Here is a 17,316-nt window from a genome sequence, read left to right as displayed (position 1 = left end):
GAAGAGATAAACCGGAGAGCAGTCTGAGTGGCCGGTCTGTCCTTGTGTCGATAGAGGAGGAACCTATGGGTTCGGTCGTGCGGGATGTGCCGTTGGTGAAATGGTTCGAGGAGCTCGGCATCGAGGATGTGCCGTCGGTCGGCGGGAAAAACGCGTCGTTGGGGGAAATGTATCGGGAGCTGGCCGCCAAGGGTGTGAAGGTGCCCAACGGCTTTGCCGTCACGGCCGAGGCCTATCGGCTCTTCCTGAACGAGGCGAAGCTCGATGCCGTGATCCAGTCGATTCTCAAAGATTTGAATACGCACGATTTGGCGAATCTCCGAAAGAGGGGCAAGCAGGTGCGGCAGGCCGTTCTCGGTGAAAGGCTCCCGTTCGAGCTCGCGGATGCAATCACCGATGCCTACAACCGGCTGAGCCAAGGACAGCCGGAGCCGGTAGACGTGGCAGTGCGCAGCAGCGCGACTGCGGAAGATTTGCCGGATGCGAGTTTCGCCGGACAACAGGAGACGTATCTCAACGTTCAGGGTCATCTGTCTCTGCTGGAGCATTGCAAGCGCTGCTTCGCCTCACTCTTTACCGATCGGGCCATTTCCTATCGGGCCGACAAAGGCTTCGACCATCTCAAGATCGCCCTCTCGATCGGCGTGCAGCGGATGGTGCGGTCGGATCTGGCGACCTCGGGCGTGATGTTTTCCATCGATACGGAAACCGGCTTTCGCGACGCGGTCTTGATCAATGCAGCCTATGGCCTTGGTGAAAACGTCGTGCAGGGGACCGTGAACCCCGATGAATACTATGTGTTCAAGCCGACGCTCAAGCAGGGCTATCGACCGATCATCCAGAAAATGCTCGGGACGAAGGAGTTGAAGCTTATCTACGATGTCGGCGGCGGCAAGATGGTGAAAAACGTGCCGGTGCCCCAGGCCGACCAGTCGACATTTGCTGTGACAGACGACGACATTCTCACCCTCGCCCGCTGGGCCTGCGTGATCGAAGACCATTACAGCGCGAAGCGGGGCTCTCCGAGCCCGATGGACATGGAATGGGCCAAGGACGGTTTGACGGGCGAACTGTTCATCGTCCAAGCCAGACCGGAAACGGTTCAGTCTCTCAAATCGCGCGATACGCTGGAGACGTATCGCTTGACGGAGAAGGGGAAGGTGTTGGTCACGGGACGCAGTGTCGGCGAAAAGATCGGCCATGGCCCGGTTCGCGTGATCAAGAATGTCCAGCAGATCCAGGAATTCAAGCCGGGCGAGGTGCTGGTCACCGATAAGACCGACCCCGACTGGGAGCCGATTATGAAAATCGCATCGGCGATCGTCACTAATCGCGGCGGGCGGACTTGTCATGCGGCGATCGTCAGCCGCGAATTAGGCCTGCCGGCTATTGTTGGTACAGAACAGGGAACTGGCCTGCTCCGCGACGGAGAACTCGTCACGGTGTCTTGTGCGGAAGGCGATAACGGTTATGTGTACGAAGGGGAGCTCCCGTTTCATGTCGAGAAGGTGGATGTGAAGGGTCTCGGGAGGCCCACGACCAAAATCATGATGAATGTCGGGAACCCGCAAGAAGCCTTTGGACTGTCGTTCCTTCCCAACGATGGCGTCGGGTTGGCCAGGGAGGAGTTCATTATCAGCACCTATATAAAAGTGCATCCCCTGGCGCTGCTCGACTTTGACCGGCTGGAGGATAAGGCGCTCAAGGTCGAGATCGGGCGGATCACCGCCGGCTACATGAACAAGCCTCAATTCTTCGTGGATAAGCTGGCACAGGGCGTGGCGATGATCGCCGCTGCTTTCTACCCGAAGGAGGTGATCGTCCGGCTCAGCGATTTTAAGACCAACGAGTATGCAAATCTCATCGGTGGCCGCGCGTATGAGCCCAAGGAAGAAAACCCGATGCTGGGATTTCGCGGGGCGTCACGATACTACGACCCGCGCTATCGCGAGGGGTTTGCGTTGGAATGCCGGGCCATGAAGCAGGTGCGGGACGGCATGGGGCTGACCAACGTGAAACTCATGGTGCCGTTTTGCCGCACGGTCGAAGAGGGCCGCCGCGTGCTGGCTGAAATGGAGCGCCATGGACTACAGCGCGGAGACAATGGACTCGAGGTGTACGTGATGTGCGAGATTCCGAGCAACGTAGTCCTCGCCGAAGAGTTCGCGGAGATCTTCGACGGGTTCTCGATCGGATCGAATGACCTCACGCAGCTGGTTCTCGGGGTGGATCGCGATTCTGAGATCGTGGCGCACCTGTTCGACGAGCGAAACGAGGCGGTGAAGAAATTGGTGGCAAGTATGATTCGCGCAGCCAAGGCCAAGGGCCGAAAAATCGGGATCTGTGGGCAGGCGCCGAGCGATTATCCGGAGTTTGCGCGTTTTCTCGTCGAACAAGGCATCGACAGTATCTCGCTGAACTCGGACAGTATCGTCAAGACGACGCTGGCCGTGCTGGAGCTGGAACGTAACCGGGTCGGGTAACGGAGAAGCAGGGTCACACTACCGAGGCGGCAACGATGCACCGCTCTAATCGAGATCGCCCTACGGTATTGGGACATCGGTGATGCCGCCGGTCTCAAGATGTCCCGCGCCGGCAGGAAGTGTTCTACGATGGTCTGCTCTGTACTGCGGGAGTCTGCAGGAAGGCGTCGTGACCTTCGCGCGATATGTGCGCAAGCGAATGTTGTGTCACATCCGTATCGCACGGATAAATAGGGTGGAGTATCCGGACTTCCGAGCCGCGCACGGTCCGTAGTGTGCCGTTTTGCCCCGCCTGCCGGTTATCCGCCGTGGCTAAATGTCCCTCTCATCGCACAATGAGCCCGCGGCGTCGTCTGAAACATCGGAAAGCCTCAGGCCTGTAGTGGTTGAGCAAGCAAGGTATTGCTCTTGCTGCAAGTAAGCTGGGCAACCCTCCTGGGGTTTTATTTACATGATGGGTTCAGGGTCCATCTTGGGCAACTCGTGGGCGTAATGGTTCTTCCTCTATCTCTAGTGGCGAGTGGGTCTTCCGGGCCAACTATGAGATCGTGGGTTGCTGGCACGCATTGTATTGATGTCTTGCGTCTTGGAGGGGAGAGATGGCTCGTTGGACTTCCGCCGAAGGATCCTCCTTCCCGTTAGGCACGACCTGGATTGCGGAGGAGCAGGCGTACAATTTCGCCTTGTACTCCAAGCATGCAGATCGTGTGACGTTGCTGCTATATCGGGAAGACGACGTGATCCATCCCGTGTTCACCTGCCAGTTGGACTATCTGCGACACAAATCCGGGCGAGTCTGGCACTGTCGCATTCCCAGGCATCTGACGAACGAGGCTCGGTACTATGCCTACAGGATTGATGGACCCGAACCGAACGGGCGATACGAATGGCACCACTTCGATCCCCAGAAAGTCCTCCTCGATCCCTACGCTCGGGCGGTCTTCTTCCCGCCGGCCTTCGAGCGGCAGGCGGCCATCGGGCCTGGTTCCAACGTCGGCAAGGCGCCCCTCGGACTCCTCTGCTCATGCGAAGATGTGTTCGACTGGGGGCGCGACAAACGTCCACGGCACGAGTCGGATGCGATCATCTATGAGCTGCACGTGAAGGCGTTTACCAACCATCCTCATTCCGGGGTGAGTCGGGACGGACGGGGCACCTACGCTGGACTGATGGAGAAGATCCCGTACTTGAAGGAACTGGGAATCACCGTCGTCGAGTTGATGCCGGTCTTTCAATACGACCCCCAGGAAGGAAACGCCTGGGGCTATATGCCGCTGAACTTCTTCGCCCCGCATCACGCCTACGCGGTGCGCAAGACGACCTGTGATCAGGACCGTGAGTTCCGCACCCTGGTGAAGGCGCTGCACGAGGCGGACATCGAAGTGGTGCTCGACGTGGTCTACAACCACACCGTCGAAGGCAACCAGGCCGGCCCGGTCTACAGCTTCAAAGGGATCGACAACAGCACCTACTATTTCATATCCGACAAGCCGTGGGCTCCCTATGCGAATTTTTCCGGGACCGGCAATACCCTCAACTGTGTGAACCGCCATGTCCGCACGATGATCCTGGACAGCATGCGGCACTGGGTCAAGGACATGCATGTCGATGGGTTCCGGTTCGATTTGGCGTCGATCTTTGCCAGAAACGAAGACGGATCGCTGAACTGGGACATTCCTCCGCTGTTCTCCGACATCGCGTCCGACCCCGACCTGGCGGACGTCCGCCTGATTGCCGAACCCTGGGATGCGGCGGGGGCCTACCAGCTAGGACGGAGCCTGCCTGCGCTGAGATGGGCCCAGTGGAACGGCCGATTCCGTGATGAGGTCCGGCGGTTCGTGAAAGGAGATCCCGGCCTCGTGCCCTCCCTCATGTCCCGCCTGTATGGCAGCGATGATCTGTTCCCGGACGATCTCCTGCATGCCTTTCGCCCATTCCAAAGCCTCAATTACATCACCTCGCACGACGGGTTTACCCTGTACGACCTCGTAGCCTATAACCATAAGCGGAACTGGGCCAACGGCCATCAGAACACCGATGGGCCGACCGACAATTATAGTTGGAATTGCGGGACGGAGGGAGACGAGCATGCCTTGCCGGAGGTCAAGGCACTGCGCAAACAGCAGGTCAAGAATTTCTGTTGTCTGCTGTTCCTGTCAAACGGCACCCCCATGTTGCGGGCCGGCGATGAGTTCATGCAGACCCAGCAAGGCAACAGCAATCCGTACAATCAGGACAACGAGACCACTTGGCTGGATTGGAACCGGTTGCGGCAAAACCAAGATATCTTTCGCTTCTTCCAGCACATGATCGCGTTCCGGAAAGCCCATCCCTCGCTCAGCCGCAGCCGCTTTTGGCGTGAGGACATCCGCTGGTATGGGGTCGGACCGGCGGTCGATCTCTCAGACCATTCGCACAGCGTGGCGTTCTGTCTGCACGGGGCGTCCCAGCAGGACGACGATCTCTACGTGATGATCAATGCGTATTGGGAAGCTCTGGCCTTTACCATCCAGGACGGACCAGCCAATCACTGGAGGCGGGTCATCGATACGGGCCTCGACAGCCCGCAGGACTGTTGTGAACCAGGCGCCGAATTGCCGATGACCGCTCAGCGCTATCTCGTGAACGCGCGGTCCATCGTCGTGTTGCTGCGTTCAAAAGTGTAGCCGCAGCCGCCCGGTTCCACAGAAGGGAGCAGAATGAAGAACAAGCCGACAGGTGATCGGTCCCCCGTCCTCTTATTCACGTCGTCGTTACAGCGGCTCATTGATCTGTTGCATAACAAGGGCTATCGCGTCGTAGGTCCGACGGTGCGTGATGGGGCGGTCCTGTGGGACACGATCCGGCAGGTGTCGGATCTGCCGATCGGCTGGCATGATGTGCAGGAGCCGGGACGCTATCGGCTAGAGAGCACCGGTTCAGGGCAAATGTTCGGCGTTGTGCACGGGCCGCAATCGCTCAAGCCTCTGACCTTTGCCCCACGCGAGCCGCTCCTCCGGATCGAACGGACCACGAACGGATTCTCCGCTCGCCCGACGCTTCCTCAGCAAGAGAAAGTTGCCATCCTAGGAGCGCGCGCCTGTGATCTCGCCGGGCTGGCCATCCAGGATCAGATTTTTCTGAACGACGCCTACCAGGATCCCTATTATCACGCGCGCCGTGACGGCTTGTTTCTGATTGCGGTGAACTGCACTCGCGCGCTGGCCCCCTGTTTCTGCGCCTCGATGGATACAGGTCCTCGCGCGCGAGCGGGTTTCGATCTGGCGCTGACCGAATTGGACAAAGAGCTTCTCGTGGAAGCAGGCAGTGCGGCGGGCGAGGAGGTGCTGGGCGAGCTGTCGCTTGCGCCGGCCTCGACGACACAAGTTCGTGAGGCCGAACAGCAGATTGGGGCCTGCGCCCGCAGCCAGACGCGGCACCTGGACCGATCGCAGCTCCCACAGGCTCTGTATGATGCGCATGAGCATCCACGCTGGGACGACGTGGCGGCGCGATGCCTGGCCTGCGGGAATTGCACGATGGTCTGCCCGACCTGCTTCTGTCATACCGTTGAGGAGACGCCGGACCTCACGCACCAACGCGCTGAGCACACCAGATTGTGGGATTCCTGTTTCACGCAGGACCACGGTTATATTCACGGCAAGAATGTTCGCCCAACGATCAAGGACCGCTATCGCATGTGGCTCACGCACAAACTCGCGTCGTGGATCGATCAGTTCGGGACCTCCGGCTGTGTCGGCTGTGGCCGGTGCATCACCTGGTGCCCGGTCGGGATCGACCTGACCGTAGAGCTGCCGGCGCTACTGAAGCCTTCGACTCAGGCCAAGGAGAAGCCGAGCCAAGCATGACGCATTCAAAGCAGGCCGTCGTTGGAGTGCCGAAGGAAACGTATCCGGGGGAATCGCTGGTGGCGTTGATTCCTTCGCACGTGCCGTTGCTCACCACGATCGGCTTGCAGGTGCTGGTTGAATCCGGAGCAGGAGAGGCTGCGGGATTCGAAGATGAGGCGTATCGGATAAAAGGCGCGCGAGTGGCGAGAGATCGCTCTGAGCTGTTCGCCTCGGCAGAGATCCTGCTCCAGGTCAGAACGCTGGGCGCCAATCCCGACATAGGCCGTCACGATCTGCCCCTGTTCCGTCCCGAGCACACGGTCATCGGCTTAGCCGACCCCCTGGTGCAACCTCGGGCTGCCTTGGAGTTGGCGAAGCGGGGCGTAACCGTATTTGCCATGGAACTGATGCCTCGGCTCGCCCGCGCGCAAAGCATGGATGTGCTCTCCTCGCTCGCCACCATCGTGGGCTACAAGGCTGTGCTGCTGGCGGCAGCCAGCCTGCCGAAGCTGTTTCCGATGCTGACAACCGCGGCGGGAACCATTCCACCGGCGCGGGTCCTCGTGATCGGCGCCGGCGTAGCGGGCTTGCAGGCGATTGCCACGGCACGTCGCTTGGGGGCAGCCGTCTCGGCCTACGATGTGCGTCCAGCAGTGAAGGACCAAATTCAGAGTCTGGGAGCGAAGGCCGTCGAGGTGCTGGCCGAGGTTGGCGAGGCCGAGGAGACAGGCGGCTATGCCAAGACCTTGGGTGAGGCCATCTATCGGAGGCAGCGTGAACTGTTGACTCCTATCGTGACCGCGAGCGATGTCGTCGTGACCACCGCGGCGGTTCCTGGCCAACGAGCGCCGATGCTCATCACGGCCGACATGGTGGCGCGAATGGCGCGGGGCTCGGTCATTGTGGATGTGGCGGCTGACCGTGGCGGCAACTGTGAGCTGACCCGTCCAAATGAAGCAGTGGTGCATCAGGGGGTGACCGTGCTGGGACCGACCAATCTGCCGAGCACGGTGCCGATGCACGCGAGCCAGATGTATGGAAGGAATCTTGCCAATGTCCTTCTCTATCTGTGCAAAGACGGTTTCTTGCGCGTGGATGTGGCGGATGAGATCACGCGCGAGACGCTGGTGACGCGAGGTGGAGCAGTGGTCCATCCGAGGATCGGCGCATTGCTCCCTGCCACACATCATGACGTCGCCGAAGAAGGAAATGCGTGATGGAGACCGCCGTGATCGGGTTGACGATTTTCGTGCTGGCCCTCTTTGCGGGATTCGAAATCATCACGAAAGTGCCGCCCACGCTCCATACGCCGCTCATGTCCGGCGCGAACGCGATTTCGGGAATTACGCTCGTCGGGGCGCTGCTGGCTGCCGGGTCCGAACAAGATATCCTCATGAGCGCGCTGGGATTTGTCGCCGTGGTCTTCGCCACGATCAATGTGGTGGGCGGGTTTCTCGTGACGCATCGGATGCTCGCGATGTTCAGACCTCGCCCAAAGAGGGTACCATGAACGCCGCACTCATCAATCTCGGCTACCTGGGCGCCTCGGCCCTCTTTGTGGTGGGGCTGAAGGGGCTCGCGCATCCGCGCACGGCGGCGCGTGGAAATGTGTTGGGCTCGCTGGGAATGCTCCTGGCCGTCGCGCTGACGCTGTTCGACCAGCGCATTCTGGGGTTCCAGACGATCGCCATCGCGCTGTTGATCGGATCGGTCATCGGCGCGACGCTGGCGCTGAAGATCCAGATGACCGCCATGCCGCAAATGGTCGCGATCCTGAACGGATTAGGCGGCGGCGCGTCTGTCCTTGTGGCCGGAGCCGGGTTGCTGGAGAACCAGGATGGGGCCGTCGCGACACTCAGCCATTTCACCGTGGCCGCGGTCGCCTCCGGTGTGATCGGCGCGGTGACGTTCTGGGGCAGTCTCGTGGCCTTTGCCAAGTTGCAAGCGCTCATCACCGAGAGCGCCGTTCGGTTTCCCGGCCAATACGCGATCAACGCCGGACTGGCCATCGCCGCTGGAGGACTCGGACTCTGGCTCTTGCTGACACCTGAACCTCATGCCGCCTACTGGCTCGTCGTGGCCGTCTCGTCGTTGCTCGGGTTGTTGTTCGTGCTGCCGGTTGGGGGGGCCGACATGCCGGTGATCATTGCCTTGCTCAATTCCTGTTCCGGGCTCGCCGCGGCTGCGACAGGCTTTGTGCTCAACAATAACGTGTTGATTATTGCCGGGTCGCTGGTGGGCGCGTCGGGATTCATTCTCACGCAGATCATGTGTCGAGCCATGAACCGATCGCTGGTGGATGTGATGGTGGGAAGCGCCCCGCCTGCGAAACAGGGCGGGCAGGATGAGGAGATCTATACGGGGCGGGTGAAAGCCGGTTCGCCGGAAGAAGTCGCCGTGCTCTTCGAGGCCGCGCGCCGGGTGGTGATCGTGCCTGGTTATGGGATGGCCGTCTCCCAGGCCCAGCATAGCGTGGCGCACCTCGCCGAACTGTTGCGCGGACGCGGCATTGAGGTCGAATTCGCCATCCATCCGGTGGCGGGACGTATGCCGGGACATATGAACGTGCTGCTGGCGGAGGCGAACGTTCCGTATGAGTTGCTCAAAGATCTCGACGAGAGCAATCCCATGTTCGAACAAACGGATGTCGCGCTCGTTATCGGCGCGAACGATGTGGTGAATCCACTGGCACGGACCGACCCCACGAGCCCCATTGCCGGCATGCCGATCCTCGATGTGGACAAGGCGAGAACCGCCGTGGTGATTAAGCGCAGCCTGAGTCCTGGCTTCGCGGGCATCCCCAATCCCTTGTTCGCCGCGAACAAGACAATTATGTTGTTCGGCGATGGCCGAGAGATGGTGCAAGCCGTCCTGAAAGTATTGAGAGAAGGCTGATGAGTTCTGGCCCAGTCAATAGGGAGCCATGATGACGCCCTTGGCGCACCCAGTATGGAGCCGTGAAGATTCTGCACGGGGTGAAGACGCGCACGACCTGGTCTATTCTTCATGCAACACGGGATTCCGGCGACCGCGATCTATGTCTCGATCTTACGATGACGGGAAGGATTGTAACAGGAGGAAATGCAGCCATGACGATCGCAACGCAAATTGTAAAGCGAGTAGCCACCATCGATGAAAACAGATCCGTGTTTGATGCCGTTCAACTTATGACTGAGGAATTCATCGGGTCCGTGGTACTTACCGGTGCTTCCGGCATTTGCGGGCTGTTCACGGAGCGTGAGTTGATGATGAACGTGGTCGGGAAGGGGAAGGACCCGGGAAAGGTCCTGATCAAGGATGTGAAAGCCCGCGACCCCATCAAAGTCAGCCCCAACGACACTGCCGCCACCTGCTTGGATCTCATGAAGGAACATCAATGCCGCCACCTGCTGGTCTTTGAAGGGGACAAGTTCATTGGTATCGTCTCCTTGCGCGATATGGCAGCGCTCCTGATCGACGAAAAGGAAACGCTCATCCAGCAGCTTAAACAATACATCAGCTCCTGAGATGGTGAGACGATAGGAACAAAGAGAAGGAACCCGTGAGATGGTGTGAGGCGGACTGCGGTCGCTATTCTGCCTGCTGTCATCCCCGGCGGTCGTCCCTGGAGGTACATCCGAAACGAAGATGGATTTCCGATGAAAGACAGTTGGAACTTACAGACACAAGGCGCTTCCATCCTCAACCCCGCTGTTTGTGTACACCAACTCGAATCATGAAAACTGACCGTTCACATAAGGTTGGTCAAATCAATGCATCGCGACAGTTTTAATTCAATCACAACTTCTATGATTGTCAGAATCAAAAAAGGGTTGGATCTGCCGGTCAGCGGGAAACCGGAGCAGCGTGTCCATGTAGCCAAACCGGTCCGCCACGTTGCCGTTCTGGGCATGGATCATCTAGATCTCAAACCCGGCATGCGGGTAGCCGAAGGGGACAAGGTCAGGATTGGCCAATCGCTGTTTGAGCACAAGAAGCTACCCGGCGTGCGCATCACTGCTCCGGGTGCCGGCGAGGTGATTGCCATCAGGCGTGGAGCTGAACGCATGCTCCAGTCAGTCATCATCCGACTTGACGAAACCGAAGACGAGGAGCCCTTCACTGCGTACGGTGCCCATCAACTGGCCAGCTTGACTGAAGCGCAGGTTGTGGACAATCTTTTGGCCTCGGGTCTGTGGGTGACGTTACGCACGCGTCCCTATAGCAAGATCCCCGACCCGTCCACCCGTCCGGCCGCCATCTTCGTGACGGCGATGGACAGCAACCCGCTGGCCGCCGATCCTGTTCCAATTATTACTGCAGAGGCTGAGTCGTTCGTCCATGGCCTGACGGTGCTTTCGCGCCTAGGCACCATGCCGCTTTGGGTGTGCACGTCACCCGAAGCCGAACTGCCACTTCCGCAGGGTCTGGACCAACTGCACCAGGCGAGGTTTGGAGGTCCCCACCCAGCCGGTCTAGCGGGGACGCACATTCATTTCATTGAACCGGTAGACACACGCAAGACCGTCTGGCACCTCAACTACCAAGAAGTGATTGCTATCGGCAAACTGTTTACCAGTGGCCGGTTATGGACCGAACGCATCGTGGCGCTAGGCGGCCCCCAGGTTAAACAGCCGCGTGTGTTGCGCACCCGGCTCGGCGCCTGCATCGAGGAACTGGTTGAGGGTGAGCTTCAAGGCGGTGAGCACCGTGTCATCTCCGGCTCGATCTGGTCAGGGCGACACGCAGTCGACTGGTCGTCCTATCTGGGACGCCATCATCTGCAGGTGTGCGTGCTTAAAGAGGGAACGGAACGAGAGTTCATGGGCTGGCTCTCGCCTGGGCGGAGGAAATACTCCCAGACCAACGTCATGCTGTCGAGTCTTTTCCGTCACCGCGGGGAAGCATTTCCTTTCACGACCAGCCAAAACGGGAGCCCACGCGCCATGGTGCCTTTTGGCACCTTCGAGGATGTCATGCCCCTGGACATCCTACCGACGCAACTGTTGCGCTACCTGCTTGTGGGCGATACCGATATGGCACAAAAGCTGGGCTGCATGGAATTGGACGAGGAAGACCTCGCCTTGTGCTCCTTCGTGTGCGTGGGCAAGAACGACTACGGGCCGGTGCTGCGGAGCGTGCTGAGCCAGATTGAGAGAGAAGGCTGATGGCAGGCATGAAACGCTATCTTGATCGTCTCAGGCCTCTGTTTGCCAAGGGCGGCCGGTTTGAAAAGTACTATCCCGTCTTTGAGATGGTCGATGTGTTTCTGTATTCCTCTCCCGAGACCACGCACACCGCGCCTCATGTGCGGGATGGCATCGATCTGAAGAGATTGATGGTGTATGTGGTGGTGGCGCTGATTCCCTGCATCCTGTGGAGCTGGTTCAATACCGGCTATCAGGCTAATCTGGCACTCGCAAAGATGGGGATGGCCAAGACTGGCTGGCGTTATGACCTGCTGGCGGCGCTTCATATCGGTTTTGATGCCGGCAGTATTCTTGCCAATACGGTCCATGGCTTCTTGTATTTTCTGCCGATCTATCTGACGACCTTAATCGTCGGCGGTGTCTGGGAAACGGTCTTTGCCACGGTGCGTCAGAAAGAGATCAATGAAGGCTTTCTGGTCACCTCCATGCTCTTCACGCTGACGCTGCCACCCAATATGCCGCTCTGGATGGTCGCCATCGGGATTAGCTTCGGCGTGGTACTCGGCAAAGAGATCTTCGGCGGGACCGGCAAGAATTTTCTCAATCCCGCCCTGACCGCGCGGGCGTTTCTGTTTTTCGCCTATCCCGCCGAAATCTCCGGTGACCGGGTGTGGGTGGCGGTGGATGGCTATTCCGGCGCGACCGCGCTCAGCCTTGGTAAAGTTGGCGGCGTAGAGGAGATCATCCGCGGAGGCGTGACCTGGTGGAATGCCTTTATCGGCCTGATGCCGGGCTCCATGGGAGAGACTTCCACCCTCGCCTGTCTGCTCGGCGCGGCGTTCCTGATCTATACTGGGGTCGGTTCTTGGCGCATTATCGTCGGGGTCTTTCTGGGAATGGTCGGGGCCTCGCTCCTGTTCAATCTTGTCGGCAGCGACACCAATCCCATGGTGGCAATGCCCTGGTACTGGCACCTGGTGCTGGGTGGGTTTGCCTTCGGCATGGTCTTCATGGCCACCGATCCGGTGTCGGCCGCCATGACGAGTGCCGGGCGCTGGGTCTTCGGCATTCTGATCGGAGCCATGACCGTGCTGATCCGCGTGGCGAACCCAGCATTTCCTGAAGGCGTGATGCTCACGATTTTGTTTGCCAATGTGTTTGCGCCCCTGATCGATTATGCGGTCGTCCAGCTGAACATCCGACGGAGGCTACGCCGCCATGTCCGCGCCTGAATCAGATTCCGCCGTATCCGCTGCGCCAGTCGAAAGTGCGAGCAGAACGCTGCTGGTGACGCTTGTCGTCTGTCTGGTCTGCTCGGTGGTGGTCGCCGGCGCGGCGGTGCTCCTTCGACCGATTCAGGAAACGAATCAGAAGGCCGACCTCATACGGAATGTGATTGCGGTCTCCGGCCTGCTCAAGGAGGGGTTGACGGAAGAACAAGCGCTGAAACGGATTGACGCGCGCATGGTCGAACTGGCAACCGGTGACGAGGTGAAGGGGATCGATCCTGACACCTTTAATATCGTCAAGGCCGGAAAGGATCCCGAGATCTCCAGCGAACTCACCCGCCGAGAGGATGTGGCGGGGATCAGGCGAGAACCGCGCTATCTGCCGGTCTATCGGATTGTCGGCGCCAACGGCGAGTTGAAGAAACTGATTCTGCCGGTGTACGGCTACGGGCTCTGGTCCACCATGTACGGGTTTCTTGCGCTTGAGGGGGATTTGCGAACGGTTCAGGGGCTCCGATTCTATCAGCATGCCGAAACCCCGGGACTAGGGGGGGAAATCGACAATCCCAGGTGGCGCGCGCAATGGGAGGGCAAAGTCCTATTCGACAATGAATGGAAGGTTCAGGTTGAACTGGTGAGGGGCTCGATTGACAGGTCCACACCCGAAGCCCAGCACCAGGTCGACGCACTCGCCGGCGCCACCATCACCTCACGAGGCGTGGAGAATTTGCTGAAATTCTGGCTGAGCGACAAAGGCTACGGGCCGTACCTGTCCCGTTTGCGTCACGAAAGGAGCTAACTCTCATGTCGTACCAGCATCGCAAAATTATTTTCGACCCGATCGTTGACAATAACCCGATCATCCTGCAGGTCCTGGGGATTTGCTCGGCGCTGGCCGTGACGTCGAAACTCTCAACCACGGTCACTATGTGCATCGCCCTGACAGTCGTGACCGCCCTCTCCAATGCCGCCATCAGTGTGATCCGCAACCATATCCCGAGCAGCGTCCGCATCATCGTGCAGATGACCATTATTTCTTCGCTGGTCATCGTCACCGATCAGTTCCTCAAAGCCTTCGCGTTCGCAATCAGCAAGGACCTGTCGGTATTCGTCGGGTTGATTATCACCAATTGTATCGTCATGGGACGCGCTGAAGCCTATGCGATGAAACATCCGCCTCTCCCAAGCCTCCTCGATGGCCTCGGCAACGGCCTGGGCTATAGCGCACTGTTACTGGCAGTCGGTACCGTACGCGAGCTCTTGGGGTCCGGTTCCCTGTTCGGGTATCCGATACTCCTGCTTGAACGGGATGGCGGGTGGTATGTGCCAAACGGCTTGTTGCTACTGCCTCCGAGTGCGTTTTTCCTGATCGGCATGATCATTTGGGTGGTGCGCTCCTGGAAGCCGGCACAAGTCGAGGAACCTGAATACCGGATCTATCACGCGCATCGTCCCGAGGCGACCTCATGACAGAGCTGATCAATCTGTTTATCACCGCGGTCTTCGTCGAGAATCTTGCGCTGACGTTTTTTCTCGGGATGTGCACTTTTCTTGCCGTATCAAAGCAAATCAGCACGGCGCTCGGACTCGGCATCGCGGTGATCGTCGTGCAGGCGTTGTCCGTGCCGGTCAATAATCTTATCTACCAGTTTCTACTACGTGATGGAGCGCTGGCGTGGGCGGGGCTCTCTGATATGAATCTGAGTTTCCTTGGGCTCATCAGCTACATCAGTGTCATTGCGGCGATCGTCCAGGTACTGGAAATGTTTCTCGACCGGCATGTCCCGAAACTGCACAACTCGCTGGGGATTTTTTTGCCGCTCATTACCGTCAACTGCGCCATTCTCGGAGGCAGTCTGTTTATGGTCGAACGTGACTATACCTTTAGCGAGAGCCTCACCTATGGTCTGGGCTCGGGTGTCGGGTGGGCGGTCGCGATCGCTGCGATGGCAGGGGTGCGTGAGAAGCTCAAGTATTCCGACATACCCGATGGTTTGCAGGGACTGGGCGTCGCATTCATCACCGCGGGGTTGATGGCCCTCGGGTTCATGGCCTTTTCCGGAATTCAACTCTGAGCCTGATGAGAGGCCTCGGATGATCGAGATCATACTGGGAGTCAGTTTTTTCACCGGGATCGTCCTCATTCTGGTAGGCCTGATTCTGGCAGCGCGCTCCAAACTGGTAGCCAGTGGCCATGTCACGATCACGATCAACGATAAGAAATTTATCGAGACTCCGATTGGCGGCAAGCTGCTCGGTGCGCTCAGCAACGCCAGGATTTTTGTCAGTTCCGCCTGCGGCGGCGGCGGTACTTGTGGCGTGTGCCGGGTAAAGGTCTTCGAAGGGGGTGGGGTCATTCTGCCGACCGAAACCTCGCATATCACCAAGCGTGAAGCGCGCGAGGGCTACCGTCTCTCCTGTCAGGTGGCGGTCAAGCAGGACATGAAGATCGTGATTCCAGATGAGGTGTTCGGTGTCAAGAAATGGGACTGCACCGTGCGCTCCAACCACAATGTGGCGACCTTCATCAAAGAACTAGTCCTGGAGCTTCCCCCGGATGAATATGTCGATTTCCGTGCCGGAGGGTACATCCAGATTCAATGTCCGCCGTACGAGCAATCGTTCAAGGAGTTTGACGTCGAAGAACGATTTCGCGACGACTGGGATCGGCTGAATCTCTGGGATCTTGTTTCCAGGGTCAATGAGCCGATCGAGCGCGCCTACTCCATGGCCAATTACCCTGAGGAGCGTGGCATCATTATGCTCAATATTCGGATTGCCACTCCCCCACCGCGCACCAAGAATGTGCCTCCGGGTAAAATGTCATCCTACCTGTTCGGACTTACACCGGGAGACAAGGTCACCATCTCCGGGCCGTTTGGCGACTTCTTTGCGCGTGAGACCAACAACGAGATGGTATTCATCGGTGGTGGCGCAGGGATGGCACCCATGCGTTCGCATATTTTCGATCAGCTGGGTCGCATCAAGACCACACGCAAGATGTCCTTCTGGTACGGGGCTCGATCGAAGCGTGAGATGTTCTATGTCGACGATTTCGACAAGCTGGCCGCGGCGCACGACAACTTCGAATGGCATGTCGCCTTGTCCGATGCTCTCCCTGAGGACGCGTGGAGCGGCTATACCGGCTTCATCCATAACGTGCTGTATAATGAGTATCTGAAGACCCATCCGGCGCCAGAGGACTGTGAGTACTACCTCTGCGGACCGCCGATGATGAATGCTGCCGTGATCAAAATGCTGTTGGATCTGGGTGTCGAGCGGGAAAACATCATGCTCGATGACTTCGGAGGATGACCAGCCATGCATCCCTCCATTCCACGCCCTCGTGCAGTGATTGCCGTGATCGTTCTGCTGGCTGCCGGTACCGGCTTCGGCCTGTTACGCTCAGAGCCACCTGTCGAAGCGCTGCACATGAGTGGTCCCACAATGGGAACCACCTACAACGTGAAATACCACCCCACCCAGAACACTCCGACACTGAAGGCGATGCAAATCCAAGTGGATGCATTGCTGGCCGAAATCAATCACACCATGTCCACCTATGACCCGGAATCGGAACTGTCGCGCTTTAACCGTCTGCGCACCACCGACTGGGTTCCCACATCCGCTTCGCTACTTGCCGTGCTCAAAGCTGCGCTCGAAATCGGGGTCCAGAGCGAAGGCGCATTCGACATCACGGTTGGTCCCCTGGTCAATCTGTGGGGCTTCGGCCCGGAGTTTCATCCTGACCGCATCCCGCTTGAAACCGACATCGCCGCTGCGCGCACGCGCAGCGGCCTCGATAAAGTAACACTACGTGAGACTCACCCAGCGATACGCAAGCACCGCCCTGATGTATTCCTGGATCTTTCCGGGATCGCTAAGGGGTACGGTGTGGACCGAGTTGCTGAACTCATGACCGCGCACGGCATTGAACATTATATGGTTGAGATCGGTGGCGAGTTACGGGTACGCGGCTTCAAGGAGCAAGATACACCCTGGCGGATCGCGATTGAGAAACCGTTGCCGGGCGAACGTTCGGTGCACACGGTACTGGCGCTCAGCGACATCGCACTCGCCACATCGGGCGATTATCGCAACTTTTTCGAAATTGCCGGTCGACGCTACTCCCATACCATCAATCCGGCAACCGGCTGGCCGGTTGATAATCATCTAGTCTCGGTAACTGTGTTGGCGGACACCAGCATGCGAGCCGATGCCTGGGCCACCGCGTTCCAAGTGTTGGGGCCTGAGCGTGGCATGGCCATAGCCGAACGACTCAATCTTCCCGTCCTCTTCGTTATCGAACGGGATGGACAATTTGAGGAACGCGTCTGCTGCGCCTTCCAACGTTACCGGAAACAGGAGCTGTCATGACAATTTTCCTGGTGACTTTTCTCGTTATGGGTATTGCCATCCTGGCTATGGCGGTGGGTGTACTGGTCGGTCGCAATCCGATCGGCGGCAGTTGTGGCGGCCTTGAGCGCATTGGTCTGGAGTGCGATGCTGGTTGCGATAAGCCTTGCCCGGAACGTCTTGCCCTCAGCCGGACGCAAGGTCCTCGGCGGACTCTTCAGGCGCAACCCACGAGACCTGATCGCGACGGCAAGGCGCGGGAGGGATCTGGCTCGTGAAAGGGAAATGG

Annotated in this window: 15 protein-coding genes; all 15 read left to right on the top strand. The window is 58.7% G+C overall.

Annotated features, from left to right (window positions below):
* Positions 1 to 65 precede the first annotated feature (65 nt).
* The 15 genes from ppsA to nqrM all read left to right on the top strand — a co-directional run bounded on the left by ppsA (position 66) and on the right by nqrM (position 17,305).
* Positions 66 to 2,483, top strand: coding sequence for a phosphoenolpyruvate synthase (ppsA, locus tag Q8N04_07605; GenBank protein ID MDP3090524.1), 2,418 nt, complete (start codon positions 66 to 68; stop codon positions 2,481 to 2,483).
* A gap of 599 nt (positions 2,484 to 3,082) precedes the next feature.
* Positions 3,083 to 5,149, top strand: coding sequence for an isoamylase (locus tag Q8N04_07600; GenBank protein MDP3090523.1), 2,067 nt, complete (start codon positions 3,083 to 3,085; stop codon positions 5,147 to 5,149).
* A gap of 33 nt (positions 5,150 to 5,182) precedes the next feature.
* Positions 5,183 to 6,331, top strand: coding sequence for a 4Fe-4S dicluster domain-containing protein (locus Q8N04_07595; GenBank protein MDP3090522.1), 1,149 nt, complete (start codon positions 5,183 to 5,185; stop codon positions 6,329 to 6,331).
* Complete coding sequence (locus tag Q8N04_07590) at positions 6,328 to 7,530, top strand: Re/Si-specific NAD(P)(+) transhydrogenase subunit alpha (GenBank protein MDP3090521.1); 1,203 nt, start codon at positions 6,328 to 6,330, stop codon at positions 7,528 to 7,530. The genes Q8N04_07595 and Q8N04_07590 overlap by 4 nt, the downstream gene beginning before the upstream one ends.
* Positions 7,530 to 7,823 carry an NAD(P) transhydrogenase subunit alpha gene (locus Q8N04_07585; protein ID MDP3090520.1) on the top strand — a complete coding sequence of 98 codons (294 nt, stop codon included), beginning with the start codon at positions 7,530 to 7,532 and terminating at the stop codon, positions 7,821 to 7,823. The genes Q8N04_07590 and Q8N04_07585 overlap by 1 nt, the downstream gene beginning before the upstream one ends.
* Complete coding sequence (locus Q8N04_07580) at positions 7,820 to 9,208, top strand: NAD(P)(+) transhydrogenase (Re/Si-specific) subunit beta (protein ID MDP3090519.1); 1,389 nt, start codon at positions 7,820 to 7,822, stop codon at positions 9,206 to 9,208. The genes Q8N04_07585 and Q8N04_07580 overlap by 4 nt, the downstream gene beginning before the upstream one ends.
* An 80-nt stretch (positions 9,209 to 9,288) precedes the next feature.
* Positions 9,289 to 9,819, top strand: coding sequence for a CBS domain-containing protein (locus tag Q8N04_07575; GenBank protein MDP3090518.1), 531 nt, complete (start codon positions 9,289 to 9,291; stop codon positions 9,817 to 9,819).
* 282 nt (positions 9,820 to 10,101) lie between these two features.
* Complete coding sequence (locus tag Q8N04_07570; GenBank protein MDP3090517.1) at positions 10,102 to 11,460, top strand: Na(+)-translocating NADH-quinone reductase subunit A; 1,359 nt, start codon at positions 10,102 to 10,104, stop codon at positions 11,458 to 11,460.
* A gap of 8 nt (positions 11,461 to 11,468) precedes the next feature.
* A complete protein-coding gene (locus Q8N04_07565; protein ID MDP3090516.1) occupies positions 11,469 to 12,674 on the top strand; it encodes an NADH:ubiquinone reductase (Na(+)-transporting) subunit B in 1,206 nt (401 codons plus the stop codon).
* Positions 12,661 to 13,470 carry a Na(+)-translocating NADH-quinone reductase subunit C gene (locus tag Q8N04_07560; GenBank protein MDP3090515.1) on the top strand — a complete coding sequence of 270 codons (810 nt, stop codon included), beginning with the start codon at positions 12,661 to 12,663 and terminating at the stop codon, positions 13,468 to 13,470. Before Q8N04_07565 ends, Q8N04_07560 begins: the two co-directional genes overlap by 14 nt.
* A gap of 5 nt (positions 13,471 to 13,475) precedes the next feature.
* On the top strand, positions 13,476 to 14,141 hold the full coding sequence (locus tag Q8N04_07555) for an NADH:ubiquinone reductase (Na(+)-transporting) subunit D (protein MDP3090514.1): 666 nt from the start codon (positions 13,476 to 13,478) through the stop codon (positions 14,139 to 14,141).
* Positions 14,138 to 14,746, top strand: coding sequence for an NADH:ubiquinone reductase (Na(+)-transporting) subunit E (gene nqrE, locus Q8N04_07550; GenBank protein MDP3090513.1), 609 nt, complete (start codon positions 14,138 to 14,140; stop codon positions 14,744 to 14,746). Before Q8N04_07555 ends, nqrE begins: the two co-directional genes overlap by 4 nt.
* Positions 14,747 to 14,765: 19 nt before the next feature.
* Positions 14,766 to 15,986, top strand: coding sequence for an NADH:ubiquinone reductase (Na(+)-transporting) subunit F (gene nqrF / locus Q8N04_07545; GenBank protein ID MDP3090512.1), 1,221 nt, complete (start codon positions 14,766 to 14,768; stop codon positions 15,984 to 15,986).
* 6 nt (positions 15,987 to 15,992) lie between these two features.
* The gene (locus Q8N04_07540; GenBank protein MDP3090511.1) at positions 15,993 to 17,048 is read left to right on the top strand and encodes an FAD:protein FMN transferase; all 1,056 of its coding nucleotides are present in this window, start codon (positions 15,993 to 15,995) and stop codon (positions 17,046 to 17,048) included.
* Entirely contained in the window at positions 17,045 to 17,305 is a 261-nt protein-coding gene (nqrM, locus tag Q8N04_07535; GenBank protein MDP3090510.1) for a (Na+)-NQR maturation NqrM, read from the top strand. Before Q8N04_07540 ends, nqrM begins: the two co-directional genes overlap by 4 nt.
* Positions 17,306 to 17,316 lie beyond the last annotated feature (11 nt).

The organism is Nitrospira sp. (assembly GCA_030692565.1).
Taxonomy (GTDB): domain Bacteria; phylum Nitrospirota; class Nitrospiria; order Nitrospirales; family Nitrospiraceae; genus Nitrospira_D.
Note: the sequence above shows the minus strand (reverse complement) of the source record. Positions and strands in the feature narration are given on the sequence as shown.